The following is a 17,918-nucleotide window of genomic DNA, read 5'->3' as shown; positions in this document are numbered from 1 at the left end:
ACCGCCGACCCCCCGCTCCAGAACGGCATATTCCAAGCGCACGCAACAATAGGTCAGTTGCCCCTACACCGGCTACACTGTGTGTGAAAAATGCCACAGAGTGCGGCACTTGCCCGAAGGGGGATGCCGGTGAGCACCGACTCCACTGTCACTCATGTCGTCGCAGCTCTCGCGGTGGTGATCGCAGCCTCCACAGCCCTGGGAGCGGCGGCCCGCAAGCTGCACCAGCCCTCGGTCATCGGGCAGTTATTCGCCGGCATCGCCCTCGGTCCCAGTCTGCTGGGCCTGGCCCCCGGAGGGGTGTACCAAACCCTCTTCCCGGACGAGATCAAGCCAATTCTGACTTCCGTGGCGCAGGTCGCGCTGGTGCTCTTCCTCTTCGCGGTCGGTTATGAACTCGACCTCGGGCAGCTGCGCAATCGGGGCACGGTGACCACCGTCTCGCTGAGCGGGTTCGCGATTCCCATGCTGATGGGAGCCGGCATCGTCCTGCTCTTTACCGGAGGTTTCCGGTCCGCCAACGGCGGGCATCCGGTCGACGCGACATTCACCCTCTATATGGCGGTCGCCCTGTCCATCACGGCGGTTCCCGTGCTGGCGAGCATCATCCGGGACCAGGGGCTGGCCGGCACCCGTCCCGCCACGATCGCGATGGCCGCCGCCGGTGTCATCGACGCGCTGAGCTGGCCGGTGCTGGCCGTCGCCCTGATCGGCGGCGAGAACGGCTCGCTGCGCACCTGGACCGTCAAGGTGGCGCTGCTGGCGGTCTACGTGGTGGTGATGTTCGCCGTCGTGCGTCCCGCGCTGAAGTGGTGGACGAACCGCCCCGGTGCCCTGCTGGCCAACCATGTCCCCCTCGCCGCCGCACTGGCGCTGGCCTCGGCCTGGGCCACCAGCGCGCTCGGACTGCATGTGATCTTCGGTGCGCTGCTGGCCGGGATCATCATGCCCCGCCAGCCCGACGGCGCCCCGGACAGCCAGGTGCTGCGCCCGCTGCAGGAGACGGGCGGCCTGCTGCTGCCGGTGTTCTTCACGATCTCCGGGATGTCGGTCCAGCTCAGCGGGCTGCACGCCTCCGACCTGTTGCTCCTGCTGGTGATATGCGCCGCCGCGATGGTGGGCAAGGTGACCGCCGGCACCCTGTCGGCCCGGGGCGGTGCGCGGCTGCCCTGGCGCGACTCGCTGCTGATCGGTGTGCTGCTCAACACCCGGGGGCTGACCGAACTCATCGTGCTCAACGTCGGGTTGCAGGCCGGGGTGATCGGCCCCCGGCTGTACGCGCTGCTGGTCGTGATGGCGCTCTTCACCACGGCGGCCACCGGACCGCTGATCCGCCCGCTGTACCGTCCGGCCGACGCGCAGGCGGCCGGACCACCCGCCACGACCGGCCCCGGCGAGGACGGCACCCCGGACTCCGGGCAGGCCCCGGCCGTCGGCGCCGAGCCGACGCCGCAGCCGTAGGCCGCAGCCGTAGCCCGTAGCCGTAGCGCCACCGGACCCGGCGCCACCGGCCGTGGCGCCGCGTGCCGGGCCGAACCGGCCGGGCCCTCGGCCCGACCCGCGGCCCGGCCGTCGGCCCTCGGTCAGAACGGCACCGGGGCGATGTCCGCCTCGGCCCGCTGGCTGCTGGCGGCGGCGACGGTCGCCGGGTGGCTCTCGCCCAGCGTCCGGCGGAACCGGGTCAGGGTGTCGGTGTGCAGCACCGTGGCCTCGTCCACGCGTTCCAGCGCACGCAGGTCCAGAGCGACGTTGTTGGCGCAGGCCAGGGTGGTCGGGTGGTCCGGACCGATGTCACGCCTGAGGATCTCCAGGCTCTGCCGGTCCAGTTCCAGGGCCTCCGTGTGGCGCCCCAGCGCGCTGAGGTGGTTGGCCATGCCGAGCGCCGTGGTCACGGTGAGGATGTTCTCGTCGCCCAGCGACTCGCGCATGCCCCGCAACGCCATGTCGAGGTGTTCCCCGGCGGCGTCGAGCTCGCCCAGGTGGCGCAGGGTGATGGCCACGTTCGTACGGGCCGACAGGGTGTAGGGGTGAGCAGGGCCCAGCTGGGCGGCGTAGCGCTCGACGGTCGCCTCGCCCACCTCCCGGGACCGCTCCAGCTGGCCGTCCTGCCGCAGGTCGACGACCAGGTTGGCCGCGAAGGCGATGGCGTCCGGGTGGTCGGCCCCGTAACGGCTCCGGACCTGCGCCAGCCCCAGTTCGGCGAGTTGCAGCGCCCCGTCGTGGTCGCCGGCGCGCCGACGGCACACCGCGAGCACCCGGGCACAGGTGATGCTGGCCGGGTTGTCCTCGCCGTAGTTGGCGAGGTAGCGGGCGTAGACGTCCTCCTGGTGGACCAGCGCTCCCAGGTAGTCGCCGACCTCGCGCATGTCGAGGGACAGGCCGCTGAGGGTGTTCAGGGTGTCGAGGTGGTTCTCGCCGAGGGTGAGGCCACGCAGCCGGGCCGTCTCCGCGTCCCGCTCGCGGGCCTCCTGGTACAGGCCCATCAGCCGCAGGCCGATGCCCAGGCTGTGCGCCGCGCGGAGGGTCGCCGGGTCGTCCTCGCCGAAGGCGCGCAAGGAGCGTTCGTAGACCGACCGGTTGATGTCCAGCGCCTGCGCCATCTCGGCCCTCAGCCGCAGTCCGCTGGTCAGCTGGATGAGGGCGTCCAGGGTGCCCTCGTCGTCCTCGCCCGCGACCCGGACGTACGTGTCCGCGGTGCGCTGCATCATGGCGGCGGCTTCCTCGTACTCGCCCACCCTGCGCAGCAGGAAGGCCAGCCACTTCGCCATCTCCAGCGTCTGCTGGTCCTCGGCGCCGAACTTCCCGGTCCACACCTGGAGCGCCTCGCGCGCCAGGGAGACCGCGCCGTCGAAGTCACCCCAGATGGAGAGGAACTCCACCACGTCCCGGATCAGGCCGCGCACCCAGGGCGAGTCGCACTCCACGGCCCGGGACACCACGATGTGCGGCAGCAGCTGCTGGTAGCGCGGCCACAGCTCCCGGGAGCCGGGGCTGTTGGGGTTGGCGTCGGCGAGCAGCAGGTGCGCGCCGTGCCGCATGTCCGCCTGCTGCTGCGGGGACATGCGGTTGACCAGGACCGCCTGGACCAGACGGTGCAGCTGGATGGTGTCGTGCCGGTGCTCGATGCGGGCCAGCGCGTAGACGTTGATCTCCCGGATGGCCCGGCCGAGCCGGATCGGGTGGCGCAGGGCCTCGTCGATCTCGGGCGCGATGGTGCTGCGCGAGTTGTTGAAGAGGGTCCGCGAGATCGGCTCGGGGGCGAAGAAGGAGCAGACCTGGAGGAGCTGGAGCGCGGCGGGATTGCGCTGTTCCAGCTGGCGCAGCGAGACGTCCCAGGCGGCGGCCACCGACATGGGGTAGTCCGGCGACGGGACGAGTTCCAGCATCAGCTCCGCGATCTTCTCCCGGATCAGCCCCAGGTACTCGTCCACGGCCATGCCGGTGACGGCCTGCCAGGCCGCGGCCTGCTCGATGGCGAGGGGCAGGTCGCCCAGCTCCTCGGCGAGCAGGTCGGCGTCGGCGTCGCTCAGGTCGCGGGCCCGGCGGCGCAGCAGCGCCTTGCTCTCCTCACGGGTGAAGACGTCCACGGAGAGGGTCCTGGCCACCCGGTCCCACTCCTGGTTCCGGGAGGTGATGAGGATCTTGCCGGTGCCGCCGGTCGGGAAGTAGGGGCGTACGGCCTCGACGTTCTCGGCGTTGTCGAACACCAGGAGCCAGCGGTCGTAGGGCTCGCCCCGGCGCAGCGCCTCGCGCACCGCCGGGACCGCCCGGTTGGCCTCCGTGCCCACGTTCAGGTCGAGCCGGTGGGCGAGTTCGGTGAGCGCGGTCAGGATCATCGTGGGCTGTTCGGAGGGGATCCACCAGATCACGTCGTACTCGGCGGTGTGCCGGTACACGTATTCGATGGCGATCTGGGACTTCCCGACACCGCCCATGCCGTGCAGGGTGTGCGGCAGCACCGCCGAGGTGTCGCCCGTCAGCAACTGCTCGTGCACCTGTGCGAGAAGTTCCTCCCGCCCGGTGAAATTGGGGTTGTTCGGCGGCACGTTGCCCCAGACCACCGGTACGGAGGCGCGCTGCGGGGTGGCCGGACGGGACTGCGGTGCGGCCGGGTCCGGGACCGTCCTGCCGGGTGACAGGAGACCGGCGCCCGGCTGTCCGTCGGCACTCGGAACGGGAATCTCCCGCACCGGAGTCCCGCTCGCGGATCCTTCCGCTGCGTGCTGGTGCTCACTGGCAGTGGTGTCGGTCATGTCCGGGCCGCCCAAATCTGAATTTACAACATCTTCATTACGGACATCGTGGCCTAATTGCCGCGAATTCTCGGTGATCGACGCACCCTGAGGGGCCCCTTCCAGGGCTGCCCCGACCCGGCGGGCGCGCCGCAGGTAGGGCCCCGACAACGCGCGCAGCACGGCCAGTTCGACACGCACGAACGGCAGGCTCTCCGCCGTCACCTGTGGAACCGGCTCCTCCTCCGGGGCGAGCAGCGCACCGTGCAGCCCGCGGGCCGCCTCGAACCGGTCGCCGTAGAACTCGGAGACCGAGCTCACCACCCGGGCCGTGTCCGCGCGCATCGCGCCCGCCAGCAGCGCTTCGCGCGCGCCGTCGACGAACTCCAGCGGCGCGGGCGCGACGGCGCTCTGCGCCCCGGCGGGCGACGGCTGCTCCAGCAGGCCGCTCAGGAAGAGCTCGGCCAGATGGGCCGGCCGCGCCTCGGGCACCAGTCTGCGCCGTACGTCCCGCACCAGGCGGGGCTCCAGGATAGCGGCGGCGAGATGGGTGGCCAGCCGGAAGGCGATGGGGGTGGCCTGGCTGCGGAAGCGCCGGATCCGCTCCTGCACCGAGGGGGCCGGGACGACCGGCGGCGGCTCGTCGAGGTCCGCCTCGGACGTCTCGGGCGCGCCCAGCAGCAGGACCGGGGCCTCGACCCAGCCGGGCTCCGTACCGGCCACCAGACCGGCCCAGCGGCCCAGCCACCGGGCGTCCAGCTCAAGGACCGGGACCGCCGCGGTCCAGGTGCCGGGCGGCGGGTCGAACGGATCGTGCCACTCGGCCGGGAAGTCCACGGCCAGTTCGGTGGTGCGGGCCCCCGCGCGGGGGCTGCGCAGCCGCGCCGGCCGGGGCGCCAGCGCGGTGCGGTGCCAGTCCCGCTGGGACAGCAGGTGCACCACCGCCACCGGCCCGGCCGCCGACCAGAGCTCCAGCGCCCGCCGGCCGGCCTCGGTCCGCCACAGCGGCCCCAGGCCGTCGGTCAGGACCAGGACGATGCGACGGCCGGTGCGGTCCACCAGCTCGCCGGGGACACCGTGGACGCCGTGCTCCGGGTACGGCCCGCGCAGTACCGCCTCCGGCCCCCGGGCGGTCTCGCGCAGGCCGAGCCGGCGCACCCGGACATCACGGAAGGCACCCAGCCGCTCCGCCACGGCGGTGAACTCGGCGACCGTCTGCTCCCAGATCACCAGGGTGGCGTGGTCGTCCACGACCACGACCAGCTCGAACCGGCGCTCGTCCGCCGACCGGGTGTAGGGCACCCACACGCCGTCCTCGGCGGCGCGTTCGGCGGTGGTCTCCTCGTCCAGCTCGACCTCGGACGCCGAGGGCACCAGCTGCTTCAGGGGCCGCAGCGCACGGGTGATCCCCGCCGCGTCCCCCAGGTCCGGCACCTCCTCGGGCGGCCCGGCCGCCTCCGCCGCCTCGGCGCCGGCCCGCCGGGCCGCCCGCTCCCGCGCGGAACCGGGACCGGCGCCCTCCGGCCCGGCGGGCGGCAACGGCAGGAACAGCACCTCGGCCAGGTCGCCCGGCTCGTCCCGCGGCTCGCCGCCGACGGACCCGCCCGCCGTTCCGGCACCGTTCCCGGCCGCCGTGGGGCCGACGGCCCCGCCCTCCGTGGCGCCGCCCGCCCCGCCCGTTCCGTCCGTCCCGCCCGTCGTACTGTCGCCGGCCGAACTGCCGCCGGCCCCGGCCGTACGGCCCGACCCGCCTGCCTCGCCTGTCTCGCCTGCCGCGTCCGCCCCGCCCGGCCGGCCCGTGCCGTTCGCCCCGTTCACCCCGTGCGCCCGGCCGCCGCGGCCGGACTCCGGTGCCGCGTCGAGGGTTTCGGGCAGCCCGGAGAGGCCCGACAGCCCGGTCGGCCGGGGCTGCGGCGGGCGGTCCGACGCCGGCAGCCGCGCCGCCAGCGTCTGGTACGCGTGCAGCCAGAGGGCCTCCGCCACTTCGAAGGCCTCCGGACGGGCACGCGAGTCCTCTCCCATCAGGGCGCCCCCGACAGCTCACGCCAGAGGGCCTCCAGCAGCTCGCCCCAGGACTCGTCGTCCTCCCGGACCCCGGCCGTGCGCAGGAACACGGCGTTGAGCAGCTGGTCGGTGGCCAGCCCGCCGTTCTGCCGGCTGCGCTCCACGAACGCCCGGATCATGTCGTCGTACCGGCCCTCCTGGTCCCGGAAGTGCGCGGCGATCATGGTGGCCAGCTGGTCCTCGCGGGGCGGGGAGACGTCCAGCCGGACACAGCGGCGCAGGAAGGCCGGCGGGAACTGCCGTTCCCCGTTGCTGGTGATGACGACGAACGGGAAGGCCCGGCACCGGACCCGGCCGTCCGTCACCGTGACCGTGGCGTCCGGGTCGTCGGTGAACACCCGTGCCCGGCCCTCGTGATGACGGGCTCTGACCAGCTCGGGGATGTCGTACGAGCCGTTCTCCAGCACATGGAGGAGGTCGCTGGGCAGGTCGATGTCGCTCTTGTCCAGCTCGTCGATGAGCAGGACGCGGGGCAGCTCGTACGGGAGCAGGGCGGTGCCGAGCGGGCCGAGCCGCACGAAATCCCCGATCCGTGGCCCGGTGCCGCCCTCCGGTGCCGCCGACGCGGCCGCGTCCGCCGCCTCCGGGGTTCCGCCGGCGGCCGGGCCCCGCCCGAGGGAGGCCTGGGCCCGGCCGATCGCGTCGTACTCGTACAGACCGGAACGCAGGGTGCTGCGTGAGGTGATCCCCCAGTGCAGCACCCGGCCCAGGCCCAGCTCACGCGCGACCAGATAGGCCAGCGTGGACTTCCCGATACCGGGCCGGCCGGTCACCAGCAGCGGCCTGCGCAGCAGCAGCGCCGTGTTGATCATGTCGATGTCGTGCGGGTTCTGCCGGGAGGTGGTGCGGCCCACGCTGCCGAGCCGCCGGTCGGTCTCGGCGCTCTCGGAGGGTACGGGCGGCAGCACCGGGCCGCCGTCGAAGTCCCGCCAGCCGGGCGGCGGGGGCAGCACGTCGGCGAGGCGGATGTCGGGCAGCGGCTGCCCCGTGCCCCGGTAGATCCACCAACTACGGCTGGCCGGACCGCCGTTGTGGCCGTTCCCCACCGGGTGCTGGACGCGGCTCATGAGGCCCCCTCGTCGTTGTGTCCGCCGCGTACGCTCCCGGGATCCGACGCCGGGTATTCGGACCAGTCCACCATCCGGTTCGGGTTGTCGAGGAGCACCGCGAGATGACGTCCCGCGTGCGCATCGCGCTGCGCCGCGGCGGCGGTGGCCGCCTCGTTCCGCAACTGCCGTACGCGTTGCGGCATTTCGGCGGCGGTTCCCTTCAGCAGCTTGTCGACCCGCTTCCTGAGGTCGCCCGGGGGTGTGGGCCGGCGGTCCCAGACCGCCAGCGGCACCCCGGCCCGCAGCGCGGCCTCCAGCATGGCCTGACGGCCGCCTGGTCCGGGCAGCGGCGGTCCGGTGAGCGCGACCGACACCAGCCGCTCGTCCGCGACGAGCGTGCTGCTCCACCGCACGGGGTCGTGGCCGCGCTCCCCCGTGGTGTCCCAGTGGCAGACGATCCGGGGGGCGGCCGCCAGCTGCTGCCAGCGGTTGCGCCAGCGCCGGTGGTACCGCCGGGCCCGCATCCGCTCCAGACTCCGCAGCGCCACCGGGTAGTCCAGGCACAGCGCGGTCGCGGCGGACGGGTCGGAGGCCGTCGGCAGCCATTCCATGGGATGGTTCAGCAACTGGAGCGGCAGTACGAACTCCAGTACCGGCCTGCCGGGTTGCTCGCCCCAGTCCTCCTCGACGCTCTCGACCAACTGCTCGACCGCGGCCTCGATCCCGCCCAGGGCCACGATCTGGTCCTCTCCGCGCTCCGGCCGCCAGGAGCCCGGACGCCGCTGACGCCAGTGCGACAGCAGGTACTCGTCCGAGCTCATCCCGTGTTTGCTCAACTGGACAACGAGGCAGGCCGGAGCCGGTTCCGCGGCAGCTCCCCGGGCGATCTGCGAGCGCAGGGCCCCGAGGGGTTTCTCCAGGTCGAGCCGGGTGCTCTGATCGTCGTTCCAGCCGCGCAGGCCGTCGATGACCTGCCGGTCCGCGCCGCCCGCCGCGCCCGCCGCCATCGCGTGCTCCACCAGGACCAGCACCGGGAGCAGGCCGTCGGGGCGGGCGTTGGCCCCGGCGAGGAAGTCGAAGGCCTCCTGGAGGCTGCCGACCGGGTGCGCCGGAAGCGGCAGGTCACCGGCGGCCGCGTACAGCAGGCCCTGTGCGTCCGGATGCGGCAGGCGGGCCAACAGCGAGCGTGCTCTGCGGAGTTCGGGTTCGGGCAGCACCGCGAGCACCGGTGAGGCGGTGACCAGCTCCACGATCCGCAGGACCGGGATCGAGCCGGGGTCGTACACCTGGAGGGTGTCCACCAACACCGAGAGTCCCGCGGGCCGCTGCCAGCAGGCTCGGGCTATCTCCATAATGTCGTGCCGCTTACGGTCGTGTCGCCGGACGTTGGCTAACTCGGGTAACCGGCCCGCCAGCATGTCGATCAAGAGATCGCGCCCTCCCGGTGCATCGAGTCCCGACACCGCGCACATCTGGTCTACCAGCTCATGCTCGAACCCCGCCGCATGACCGCCGTTTCTCCCACTGAACAAAAGTCCCCCCGTCACGGCTCCGGCGTCCCCCAACTCCCTCCCGTTGCAGAGCAGTCCGGGTGCCGCAGCCCTGGGTCCAGGGTATGGCCCAGGCCTTACACGTGGCCACCCCGGAAGCGCAATGACCGGCATCCGCCGGACGGCCGCACGGACGTGCGCAAAGCCGGGCGCGGCGGGCCCGTCGGCACGGCTTCTCGCCCGTGTCCTAAGGTCGTCCGGTGACGAACACCAGCGCGACGCGTGCCCACGACCTCGACGGCATACGTCCGGCGCCGGCCCCCCTCGGGCGGCTGGACCGGCTGCGCCGGTTCGGTTACGCCGGGGCCCCGCCGCACACCGACGTCCGGGAACGCCTGGTCCCGCCCTTCCCCCGGCCCGCCACCCGCCCCTGGCTGCTCCTGGGCCTCGGCCCGGACCGGGCCGGGCGCCTCGCGCGGGCGACGGAGTGGCTGGGCCCGCTGCTCGTCGCCGTCCTGGCCGGCGCCCTCCGCTTCTGGCACCTCGGCCGGCCGCGCGACCTCATCTTCGACGAGACGTACTACGCCAAGGACGCCTGGGCACTGCTGCACCTCGGGTACGAGGGCACCTGGCCGGACCGCACGGTCGCCGACCCCCGGATCCTGGCGCACCCCCAGGTGATCTCGCTCTCCGACGCCGGCTCCTTCGTCGCGCACCCGCCGACGGGCAAGTGGCTGATCGCCGTCGGCGAGGGGCTGTTCGGCCTCGACCCCGTCGGCTGGCGCTTCATGACGGCGCTGCTGGGCACCCTGTCGGTGTTCATGCTGTGCCGTATCGGCCGCCGCCTGTTCCGTTCGACGTTCCTGGGCTGTCTGGCCGGGGCGCTGATGGCGATCGACGGCCTGCACCTGGTGATGAGCCGCACCGCCCTGCTGGACCTCGTCGTCATGTTCTTCGTGCTGGCCGCCTTCGGCTGCCTGCTGATCGACCGGGACCGGGCGCGGGCCCGGCTCGCGGCGGCCCTGCCGGCCGACCCGGCGGGCCGGGTGCGTCCGGACGCCGGCACCGGTGACCGGGCCGGTACGGGGCGGCGGCCCTGGCGCCTCGCGGCCGGCGTCCTCCTCGGCCTGGCCGCCTCGACCAAGTGGAACGGCCTGTACGTCCTGGTCTTCTTCGTGGTCCTGACGCTGCTGTGGGACGTCGGCGCCCGCCGCGTGGCCGGGGCGAGCCACCCCTACCGGGCGGTGCTGCGCCGGGACCTCCCCTGGTCGGTCCTCGCCCTGGTCCCGACCGCCGTGCTGACCTACCTGGTGACCTGGACCGGCTGGTTCCTGTCCGACGACGGCTGGGGCCGGCACTGGGCGGACGGCCGCGGCGGCACCTGGTCGTGGATACCGGCCCCGCTGCGCAGCCTCTGGCACTACGAGTACCTCGTCTACCAGTTCAACGTGAACCTGCACTCGCCGCACAAGTACCAGTCGAACCCCTGGAGCTGGCTGGTCCTCGGCCGTCCCGTGCTGTTCGCCTACACCTCCCCGGAGCCCGGCCAGGACGGCTGCACCACCGCGTCCGCCTGCACCCGCACGGTCCTCGCCCTGGGCACCCCGGTGCTGTGGTGGTCGGCCTGCTTCGCCCTGGCCTACCTGCTGTACCGGTGGGCGCTGCGCCGCGACTGGCGGGCCGGCGCGATCCTCTGCGCGGTGGCGGCCGGTTACCTCCCCTGGTTCCTCTACCAGGACCGCACGGTCTTCTCCTTCTACGCCGTGGTCTTCGTGCCGTACCTGTGCCTGGCCGTGGCGATGATGCTCGGTGCCGTGCTGGGCCCGCCGGGCGCGGACCGCCGGCGCCGTACCCGGGGCGCGGTGGCCGCGGGGACGCTGGTGCTCCTCATCGCCTGGAACTTCGTCTACTTCTACCCGATCTACACCGGGCAGACGATTCCCTACAGCGGCTGGCAGGCCAGGATGTGGCTCGACACCTGGATCTGAGGGCCGCCTGCCGCCGGGGCTCAGCCCAGCGCGGCCCTCTCGCCGGTGCGGACGGCGCGCAGGACCCGGTCGACGGTCTCCCGCCGCTCACCCACCGGTGCCGTGTAGCCGACGACCTCGCGGACGGCCCGGTCGCCGAGCGTCCGGGAGATCACCCAGGCGCCGAGGTACTGCGAGGCCATGCAGCCGCCGGCCGTGGCGATGTTCCCCGCGCTGTGGAACGGCGCGTCCAGCACGGGGACCCCGAGGTCCTCGACGAAGGGCCGGCTGACCGTGTCCGTGCACGCGGGCCGGCCGTCCAGCAGGCCGAGCCGGGCCAGTACCAGGGCGCCTGAGCACTGCGAGCCGATCAGCTGGCGTGCGGGGTCGAGCGGCAGCCGGGAGAGCAGCCGGTCGTCGGCGACCACGTCCCGGGTGCGCACCCCGCTGCCGATCAGCACGGCGCCGGCCTCGGCGACGAACTCCAGCGGCCGCTGCCCGTGCACCTCGACGCCGTTCATGGACGTGACGACCGGGGCGGGCGTGGTGAGGAACGCCTCCAGCCCGTCCCCCCGGCACCGGTTGACCAGCGCGGCGGCGATGAAGGAGTCGAGCTCGTTGAACCCGTCGAAGGTGACCACGGCTACCTGCATCGCGACTCCTCCGGTCCGGCACCGGACACCCACACTACGGTCAGCGGTGGGCCGAGGCCGTGGGCCTGGGCGTGGGCTCCCGGCCCGCCGCGCGGACCGAGGCATGGCCGGGCCGGGGGTCGGGGCTGGAACCGGCACCGGGAACGGCACCGGTACCGGTGCCGGGTCCGCCGGCCGCCTCGGTCGCCGTCCTCCCCGCGTGGTGGCGGGGTACGACGTCCTGGGGGAAGGTCAGCTGTCCGTTCATCCACTGCAGGGCGGCGGGCATCTCCCGTACCCAGGTGGGGAAGTTGTGGCTGCCGTTCTCGGGGAGGATGGAGACGACCCGCATGGGCGCCTTGACGGCCTTGATGAAGGCCTCGGTCTGCGCATACCCCTTCTCGCCGTGCCTGCTGTTGGCGACCAGTACCGAGACCTGCGGCGCGGGCAGGTGCTTCAGCCGCCACATCAGGTCGTGGCCGTCGACCCGGGCCTGGCGGTCGGGACCGCCGCCGAAGAGGTTGCCCGTCGTGGGGTCGTCCTTGACCTGGTAGTCGGGCGACAGGGCGGCGGCCGTGGTGTAGACGCCGGGGTCGCGCATGGCGAGCTGGAGGGCGCAACTGCCGCCCGAGGAGTACCCCATGACGCCCCAGGAGTTCGCGTCGTGGCCGGCCCGGTAGACGGACTTGATCGCGTCCGGGAGGTCCTTGGCCAGGAACGTCTCGGTCTGCGGTCCGCCGGGGACGTCCACGCACTCGGTGTCCCGCGGCGGGGCGATGGTGGGCCGGATCATCACCATGATCGTCGGCTGCATCCGGCCCCTGCGCTGGAGCTCGCCGGCGGTCTGCGAGACCCGCAGGTGCTGGGCGAGGTTGAAGATGCTGCCCGGGTAGCCGCTGAGCGCGACGACCACCGGGAAGCGCATGCGGTGGTACGCCTTCTGGAAGTACTGCGGCGGCAGATAGACGAAGGCCGGGTCGACCACGCCGGTGCGGCGGCCGATGATCTTCACCGACTCCACCCGGCCGACGGCCGCCGCGGGCCCGCTCGGCAGCCCGCTGACCCGGCTCAACTGCTGGTCCCCGGCGGGCTGCACGAGCGACGCCCCGCGGACGCTGCTTATGCCGTTCACCGAGCCGCCGCCGTTCCCGCCGGCCGCCTGCGTCACGCCGACGGGAGCGGTGTCGACGTTGCCCAACAGCTCGTTCCAGGAGCCGAAGAACTGGTACGACGAGTTCACCGCGCACGCGAACGCCGCGACGATCGTCACCTGCGTCACCGCGATGGCCCCGAGCCGCCCGAGCACGTGCAGCGGACCTGGCTTGGCGAACCGCGGCCACAGCCAGACCAGCAGCAGCACACACAGGGCGGCCAGCGCCGTCAGCGCGTATACGGTCGTTCGACTGGTCAAACCCATGTCACTCAGTCCCTGGTTTCCCTGCCCGTGCCTCGTCGCTTCCGCACAGGAGGAGGGCGGAACAGCCTTCCGCGTTCCGTAACGAGGGATTCAGGAAGAAGACATGACCTGTTGGGCCATGTCGGGCAGGGGCCGTCCGGCGGGATGGTGACGAACGTCATTGACACGGCGGATCACCGGAGGTTGTCATGAACACATGGTTCTGACCGGGCGCCGTACGCTGCTCGACGCCGCCCGGGTCCAGACGGCGGCGCGTCCCGGAGTGCTCTTCCACGGGCCCGCCGGCATCGGCAAGTCCACGCTCGTGGCGGCCCTCGCCGCCGACGCCCCCGCGGCCGGCACCGTACTGCGCTGCGCGCCCGCCGAGGAGGACGCCCGGCTGCCGTTCGCGGGGCTCGTCGACCTGTTCGCCGGGGTCCCGGAGAGCCGGCTGGAGACGCTGCCGCCCGAGCCCCGGGCGGCGCTGCGGACGGCCCTGCTGCGCGGCGGCGGACCGGCGGACGGCCGCGGGCTGCTCGCCGTGCGCGTCGCCGTCCTCGACGCGCTGCGCGCCCTGGCCGCCGGCGGACCCGTCCTGCTGGTCGTCGACGGCCTCCAGTGGCTCGACGAACCGACCGCCGACGTCCTCGCCTACGCCGTGTGCCGGCTCGACGGTCCCGGCGTCCGGATGCTCGCCGCCGAGCGGGTGGCGGACGGCGGCCAGCCGGAGCGGCTGCGCTGCTGCCCGCCCGGCACCGTCGAACTCCCCGTGCCGCCCCTGACGGACGACGAGACCGCCCGCCTCGTCCGCACCGACCTCGGCACCGACCTGCCCCCGACCGTGCTGCGGGAGATCCAGCGGACCGCCGCCGGAAACCCCTACTACGCGCGTGAGTTGGGGCGCGCGGCGCTGCGCGCCCCGGCGCCCGCCGGGTTCGGCGCGCTGCCCCCGGTGCCGGAGGGACTGCGCACCCTCCTGCTGGCGCGGGTCCGTGCGCTGCCGGAGCCGGTGCGGCACGCCCTCCTCGTCGCGAGCGCCGCCGCCCGCCCCAGCCTCACCCTGCTGCGCGCCGCCGGGCTGCCCGACCCGGCCGCCGACCTCGCCCAGGCGGAGCGGGCCGGCATCGCGACGGCCGACGCCGACGGGGTCGTACGCTTCCGGCACCCCGTGCTCCGGGCCGCCGTGCACGCCGACGCGGACGGACACGGGCGGCGGCAGGCGCACGCGCTGTTGGCCGGCGCGGTGCCCGAACCGGTGGAGCGGGCCCGTCATCTCGGGCTCGCCCATCCGTACGAGGACGAGACCACGGCCCGCACCCTGATGTCCGCGGCCGGGTCCGCGCGCCGTGACGGCGACCCCGGCACCGCCTTCGAACTGGCCGTCCTCGCCGCCCGCCGGACCCCGGCCGGCCACCCGGCGGAACGTGCCGAACGGCTGCTGGCCGCCGCCGAGTACGCCTGCGACGCCGGACGCACCGAGGAGGCGGGCGAGGCCGCCGGGGCGGTGCTCGCCCGGTCGGACTCGGCGGCGCAGCGGGTACGGGCCCGCCTGGTCCTGCTGCGCGGCGCCGGGCAGGCCCTGGAGGGCGCCGAGGACCTGATCTCGGACGGCCTGCGGGACGCGGCCGGTGATCCGCGCGCCGAGGCCCGGCTGCACAGCTGGGCGGCCGTACGCGGCCTGCTGTGCGGGGAGTTGGCGGAGGCGGCCGGGCATGCCCGGCGGGCCGCCCGGCAGGCGGGCGCGGCCGGCGACACCGACACCAGGATCGACGCGCTCGCCACCCTCGCCCGGGTACGGTCCCTGGCCGGAGACCCGGTCGCCGCCGACGCCGCACTGACAGAGGCACTGACCGTACTCCGCCACGCCCCACCAGCACCCTGCGCCACCAACCACGACAACACCACAACCGACACAACCCACCCCAACCCACCAGCGCCCCAAAGGGGCGCGGGGAACTGCGCGACCAGCCACGACGGCGCCGCAGCCGGCACACGGCATGTCGCGGCGCCCCCGGACACCGCAGCGCCCCCGGACACCGCGGCGCCCCCGGACACCGCGGCGCTCCCGGCGGAGCGTTCCGGTGGGCCGGAGAGGCGGCGGCTGATTCGGATGCGGGCCATCCTCGCCCTGGACTCCGACCGGGTGACCGAGGCCCGCGACCAGGTCGTGCCGCTGCTCGCCGCGACCGGGGAGCCGGCCGGGGCGGAGGAGACCGTCGCGACCCTGGTGGCGCTGACCCGCATCCAGGTGCGCGCCGGGCAGTGCCGGGAGGCGCTGCGCACCGCGGCCCGCTGCTCGCGCGCCCTGCCCCGGGCGGCTCCGGCGCTGTACGCGGCGGCGCTCGCGGCGACCGCCGGCGGAGCCGCCGACGAGGCCCGGCGGCTGGCCGCGCAGGCGGTCCGCGCCTCGGAGGCGGACGGCGACCGGCTGTTCCTGCTGCGGGCGCTCGCGGTGCTCGGGCAGGCCGAACTGCTCGGCGGCGATCCGCGGGGAGCGGCTGCCGCCGTCGAGGCTCTGCAGCGCGTCAGGGAACTCGGCGAGGCCATGTGCGCCGCTGACCCGCCGTTGCTGCTCTGGCACGGCGACCTGGCCGAGGCCCTGGTGCTGCTGGGCGAGACGGACGCGGCCGGGGCCGTGCTCCACGACGCCCGGGAGCGGCTGCCGGACGGCGCGCCCGGCAGCGTCCTGGCCGCGCTGGACCGGGCGGAGGGACTGCGCGAGGCGGGCCTGGGCCGGGCCCGGGAGGGGGCGGTACGGCTGCGCGCCGCCGTCGACCGGCTGCGCCGGCTGCCGCTGCCCGTCGAACTGGTACGCACCCTGATCGCACTCGGCGCGGTCGAGCGCCGCGCCCGCCGCCGGAACGCGGCCCGCCAGGCGCTCGCCGAGGCCCTGGAGACGGCGACCCGTATCGGCGCGGCCCCGCTCGCGTCCCGGGCCCGGGACGAACTGGCCCGGCTGGCCGCCTGGGAGCGCGGCGGCGAGACGGGCGCGCGCGGGCCCGAACTGACGCCCGCGGAGGCCCGGATCGCCGAACTGGTCGGCGGCGGGGCGACCAACAGGGAGGTCGCCGCCGAGCTGTTCATCAGCGTCAAGACGGTGGAGGGGGCGCTGTCCCGGGTCTACCGCAAGTTCGGCGTGCGCTCGCGTACCGCGCTGGCGCACGCGATGGCGGTCGCCGTCATCGCGGCCGGCGCGGCGGTGGACACCGGTGACGACGACCGGCCCGGCCCGGCCGCCCAGACGGTGACGGTGAGTCAGCCCGTCCGGGCCCGGCTGCCCCGGCCGCTCGACACACGCCGTTGACATGACATCCGCAGTTAACACGTGACGCAAGGGTTCCCCCGCTTACGGGGGTGCGGCCGGAGTTCCTACGGTGATCCCGTTCCGCTTCCGGGACGCAACTCCCCACCCCCCACTCTCCATTCCTCGGAGGACCCCAGTGAAGTCACGCCTGAAGCTGCTCGGCCTGATCGCCGCGCCGGCCCTGGTCACGGCCGTCGTTCCGGCCGCATACGCGGTAGGCGCCCCGCACACCGCGCGGGCCGCCGTCGCCGGAGACGTCCTGCCCGGCCTCAAGCACGACGCCGCCCGCACCGGCGAGGTGGCGGCCGGCAAGCGGATATCCGTGGCGATCAGCCTGACCCCCCGGGGCGGCACCGCGCTCGACACCTTCGTGGCGAAGGTCAGCGACCCGCACTCGGCCTCCTACGGCCACTACCTGACCAAGGGCCGGTTCGCGGCCCGCTTCGGCCGGACCGACGCCGAGGTCAAGCAGCTGAAGGACTACCTGCGTTCGCAGGGCGTCACCGTCGGCAGGGTGCACTCGGGCAACCTGCTGGTCGACGCCAGCGGCACCGCCGCCCAGCTCCAGAAGGCCTTCGGCACCCGGCTGTCGACCTGGAAGGACGCCGCCTCGGGCCGGTCCTTCTACGCCAACGACAGCGCGCCGACGCTCCCGTCCTCCCTCGCCTCCATCGTCAGCGACGTGGCGGGCCTCAACAACCGGGTCCAGCTGCACCACCAGGCGACCCCGCACACCGTCTCCCCGCACGACGGTCCGGGCGGCGGCTACACCCCGGCCCAGCTCAAGGGCGGCTACAACGTCTCCAGCACGTACACCGGCAGCGGCCAGAAGATCGCGCTGCTGGAGTTCGACGGCTTCCAGCAGTCCAACATCACCAAGTACGACAACAACTACAGCCTCGGGTCGCCCACCCCGACCGTGTCCAAGGTGGACGGCGGCTCCGGCTCGCTCGGTGACGGCCAGGTCGAGGTCGAGCTGGACATCGAGGTCCTGCACGCGATCGCCCCGAAGGCGAACGTGACGGTCTTCGAGGGCCCCAACTCCGACGCCGGCGAGGTCGACACGTACCAGGCCATCGTCGACAGCGGCATCCCGACCACCTCGATCAGCTGGGGCGCCGCGGAGTCGGCCCGCACCACCTCCAACATCAACGCGGTGGACGCGGTCTTCAAGGCGGGCGCCGCCGAGGGCCTCGGCTTCTACGCGGCCTCCGGTGACGACGGCTCCGACGACGCGGGCGACGGCGGCACCTCCGTCGACTACCCGGCCAGCGACCCGTACGTCACGGGCGTCGGCGGCACCAAGCTGACCGTCACCTCCGCCAATGCCTTCAGCAAGGAGGTGGCCTGGTCCGGCGGCGGTGGCGGCAGGTCCACCGTCTTCAAGATCCCGAGCTGGCAGACGGCGGTCCAGAAGAGCGCCGGCGGCGGCTACCGCCAGGTCCCGGACGTCTCGGCGCACGCCAACCCGAGCCCCGGCGTCTCCATCTACTCGCAGGGCTCCTGGTCCTCGGTCGGCGGCACCAGCGCGGCGGCCCCCGAGTGGGCGGCGTTCGCGGCCCTCTACAACCAGCAGGCCGCGGCGAAGGGCAAGGCCGACCTCGGCTTCGCCAACCCCGCCCTCTACACGGCGAGCGGCACCGGCTTCCACGACATCACCAGCGGCAGCAACGGCGCCTACTCCGCGGCCACCGGCTGGGACTTCACCACCGGCTGGGGCTCCTACAACGCCACGACCCTGGCGGCCAAGCTCCTCGGCTGATCCACACCCTGAACCGACCGCC

At 73.9% G+C, this 17,918-nt stretch carries 9 protein-coding genes; 4 read left to right on the top strand and 5 right to left on the bottom strand.

Going from position 1 to position 17,918, the window contains the following annotated elements; genetic code table 11:
• Window positions 1-129 precede the first annotated feature (129 nt).
• Complete coding sequence (locus tag IEZ11_RS06815; protein WP_189261655.1) at window positions 130-1,461, top strand: cation:proton antiporter; 1,332 nt, start codon at window positions 130-132, stop codon at window positions 1,459-1,461.
• 122 nt (window positions 1,462-1,583) lie between these two features.
• Here IEZ11_RS06815 and fxsT read toward each other — a convergent pair whose 3' ends face one another.
• From fxsT to IEZ11_RS06800, 3 genes are read right to left on the bottom strand one after another with little or no spacing between them, the layout of a single operon-like run.
• Window positions 1,584-6,254 (bottom strand): FxSxx-COOH system tetratricopeptide repeat protein, encoded by a 4,671-nt coding sequence (fxsT, locus tag IEZ11_RS06810; RefSeq protein ID WP_189261654.1) that lies wholly within the window; start codon window positions 6,252-6,254, stop codon window positions 1,584-1,586.
• Window positions 6,254-7,363 carry an AAA family ATPase gene (locus IEZ11_RS06805; RefSeq protein WP_189261653.1) on the bottom strand — a complete coding sequence of 370 codons (1,110 nt, stop codon included), beginning with the start codon at window positions 7,361-7,363 and terminating at the stop codon, window positions 6,254-6,256. The genes fxsT and IEZ11_RS06805 overlap by 1 nt, the downstream gene beginning before the upstream one ends.
• The gene (locus IEZ11_RS06800) at window positions 7,360-8,817 is read right to left on the bottom strand and encodes a VMAP-C domain-containing protein (RefSeq protein ID WP_229712847.1); all 1,458 of its coding nucleotides are present in this window, start codon (window positions 8,815-8,817) and stop codon (window positions 7,360-7,362) included. The genes IEZ11_RS06805 and IEZ11_RS06800 overlap by 4 nt, the downstream gene beginning before the upstream one ends.
• A 278-nt stretch (window positions 8,818-9,095) precedes the next feature.
• Between IEZ11_RS06800 and IEZ11_RS06795 the strand changes: the two genes are divergently transcribed.
• Window positions 9,096-10,823: a dolichyl-phosphate-mannose--protein mannosyltransferase gene (locus IEZ11_RS06795; RefSeq protein WP_373294840.1), complete on the top strand. Its 1,728-nt coding sequence runs from the start codon at window positions 9,096-9,098 to the stop codon at window positions 10,821-10,823.
• 20 nt (window positions 10,824-10,843) lie between these two features.
• Here the strand turns inward: IEZ11_RS06795 and IEZ11_RS06790 are convergent, their stop codons facing one another.
• Window positions 10,844-11,455, bottom strand: coding sequence for a type 1 glutamine amidotransferase family protein (locus IEZ11_RS06790; protein ID WP_189261651.1), 612 nt, complete (start codon window positions 11,453-11,455; stop codon window positions 10,844-10,846).
• 40 nt (window positions 11,456-11,495) lie between these two features.
• Window positions 11,496-12,851, bottom strand: a complete 1,356-nt coding sequence (locus tag IEZ11_RS06785; RefSeq protein ID WP_189261650.1) for an alpha/beta hydrolase — start codon at window positions 12,849-12,851, stop codon at window positions 11,496-11,498.
• A 196-nt stretch (window positions 12,852-13,047) separates the two neighbouring features.
• On the opposite strand from IEZ11_RS06785, the gene IEZ11_RS06780 reads away from it, so the two are divergent.
• On the top strand, window positions 13,048-16,134 hold the full coding sequence (locus IEZ11_RS06780; RefSeq protein ID WP_189261649.1) for a helix-turn-helix transcriptional regulator: 3,087 nt from the start codon (window positions 13,048-13,050) through the stop codon (window positions 16,132-16,134).
• Between the two features lie 136 nt (window positions 16,135-16,270).
• Window positions 16,271-17,896, top strand: a complete 1,626-nt coding sequence (locus IEZ11_RS06775; RefSeq protein WP_189261648.1) for a S53 family peptidase — start codon at window positions 16,271-16,273, stop codon at window positions 17,894-17,896.
• Window positions 17,897-17,918 lie beyond the last annotated feature (22 nt).

This window comes from Streptomyces fuscichromogenes (assembly GCF_014645815.1).
Taxonomy (GTDB): domain Bacteria; phylum Actinomycetota; class Actinomycetes; order Streptomycetales; family Streptomycetaceae; genus Streptomyces; species Streptomyces fuscichromogenes.
Note: the sequence above shows the minus strand (reverse complement) of the source record. Positions and strands in the feature narration are given on the sequence as shown.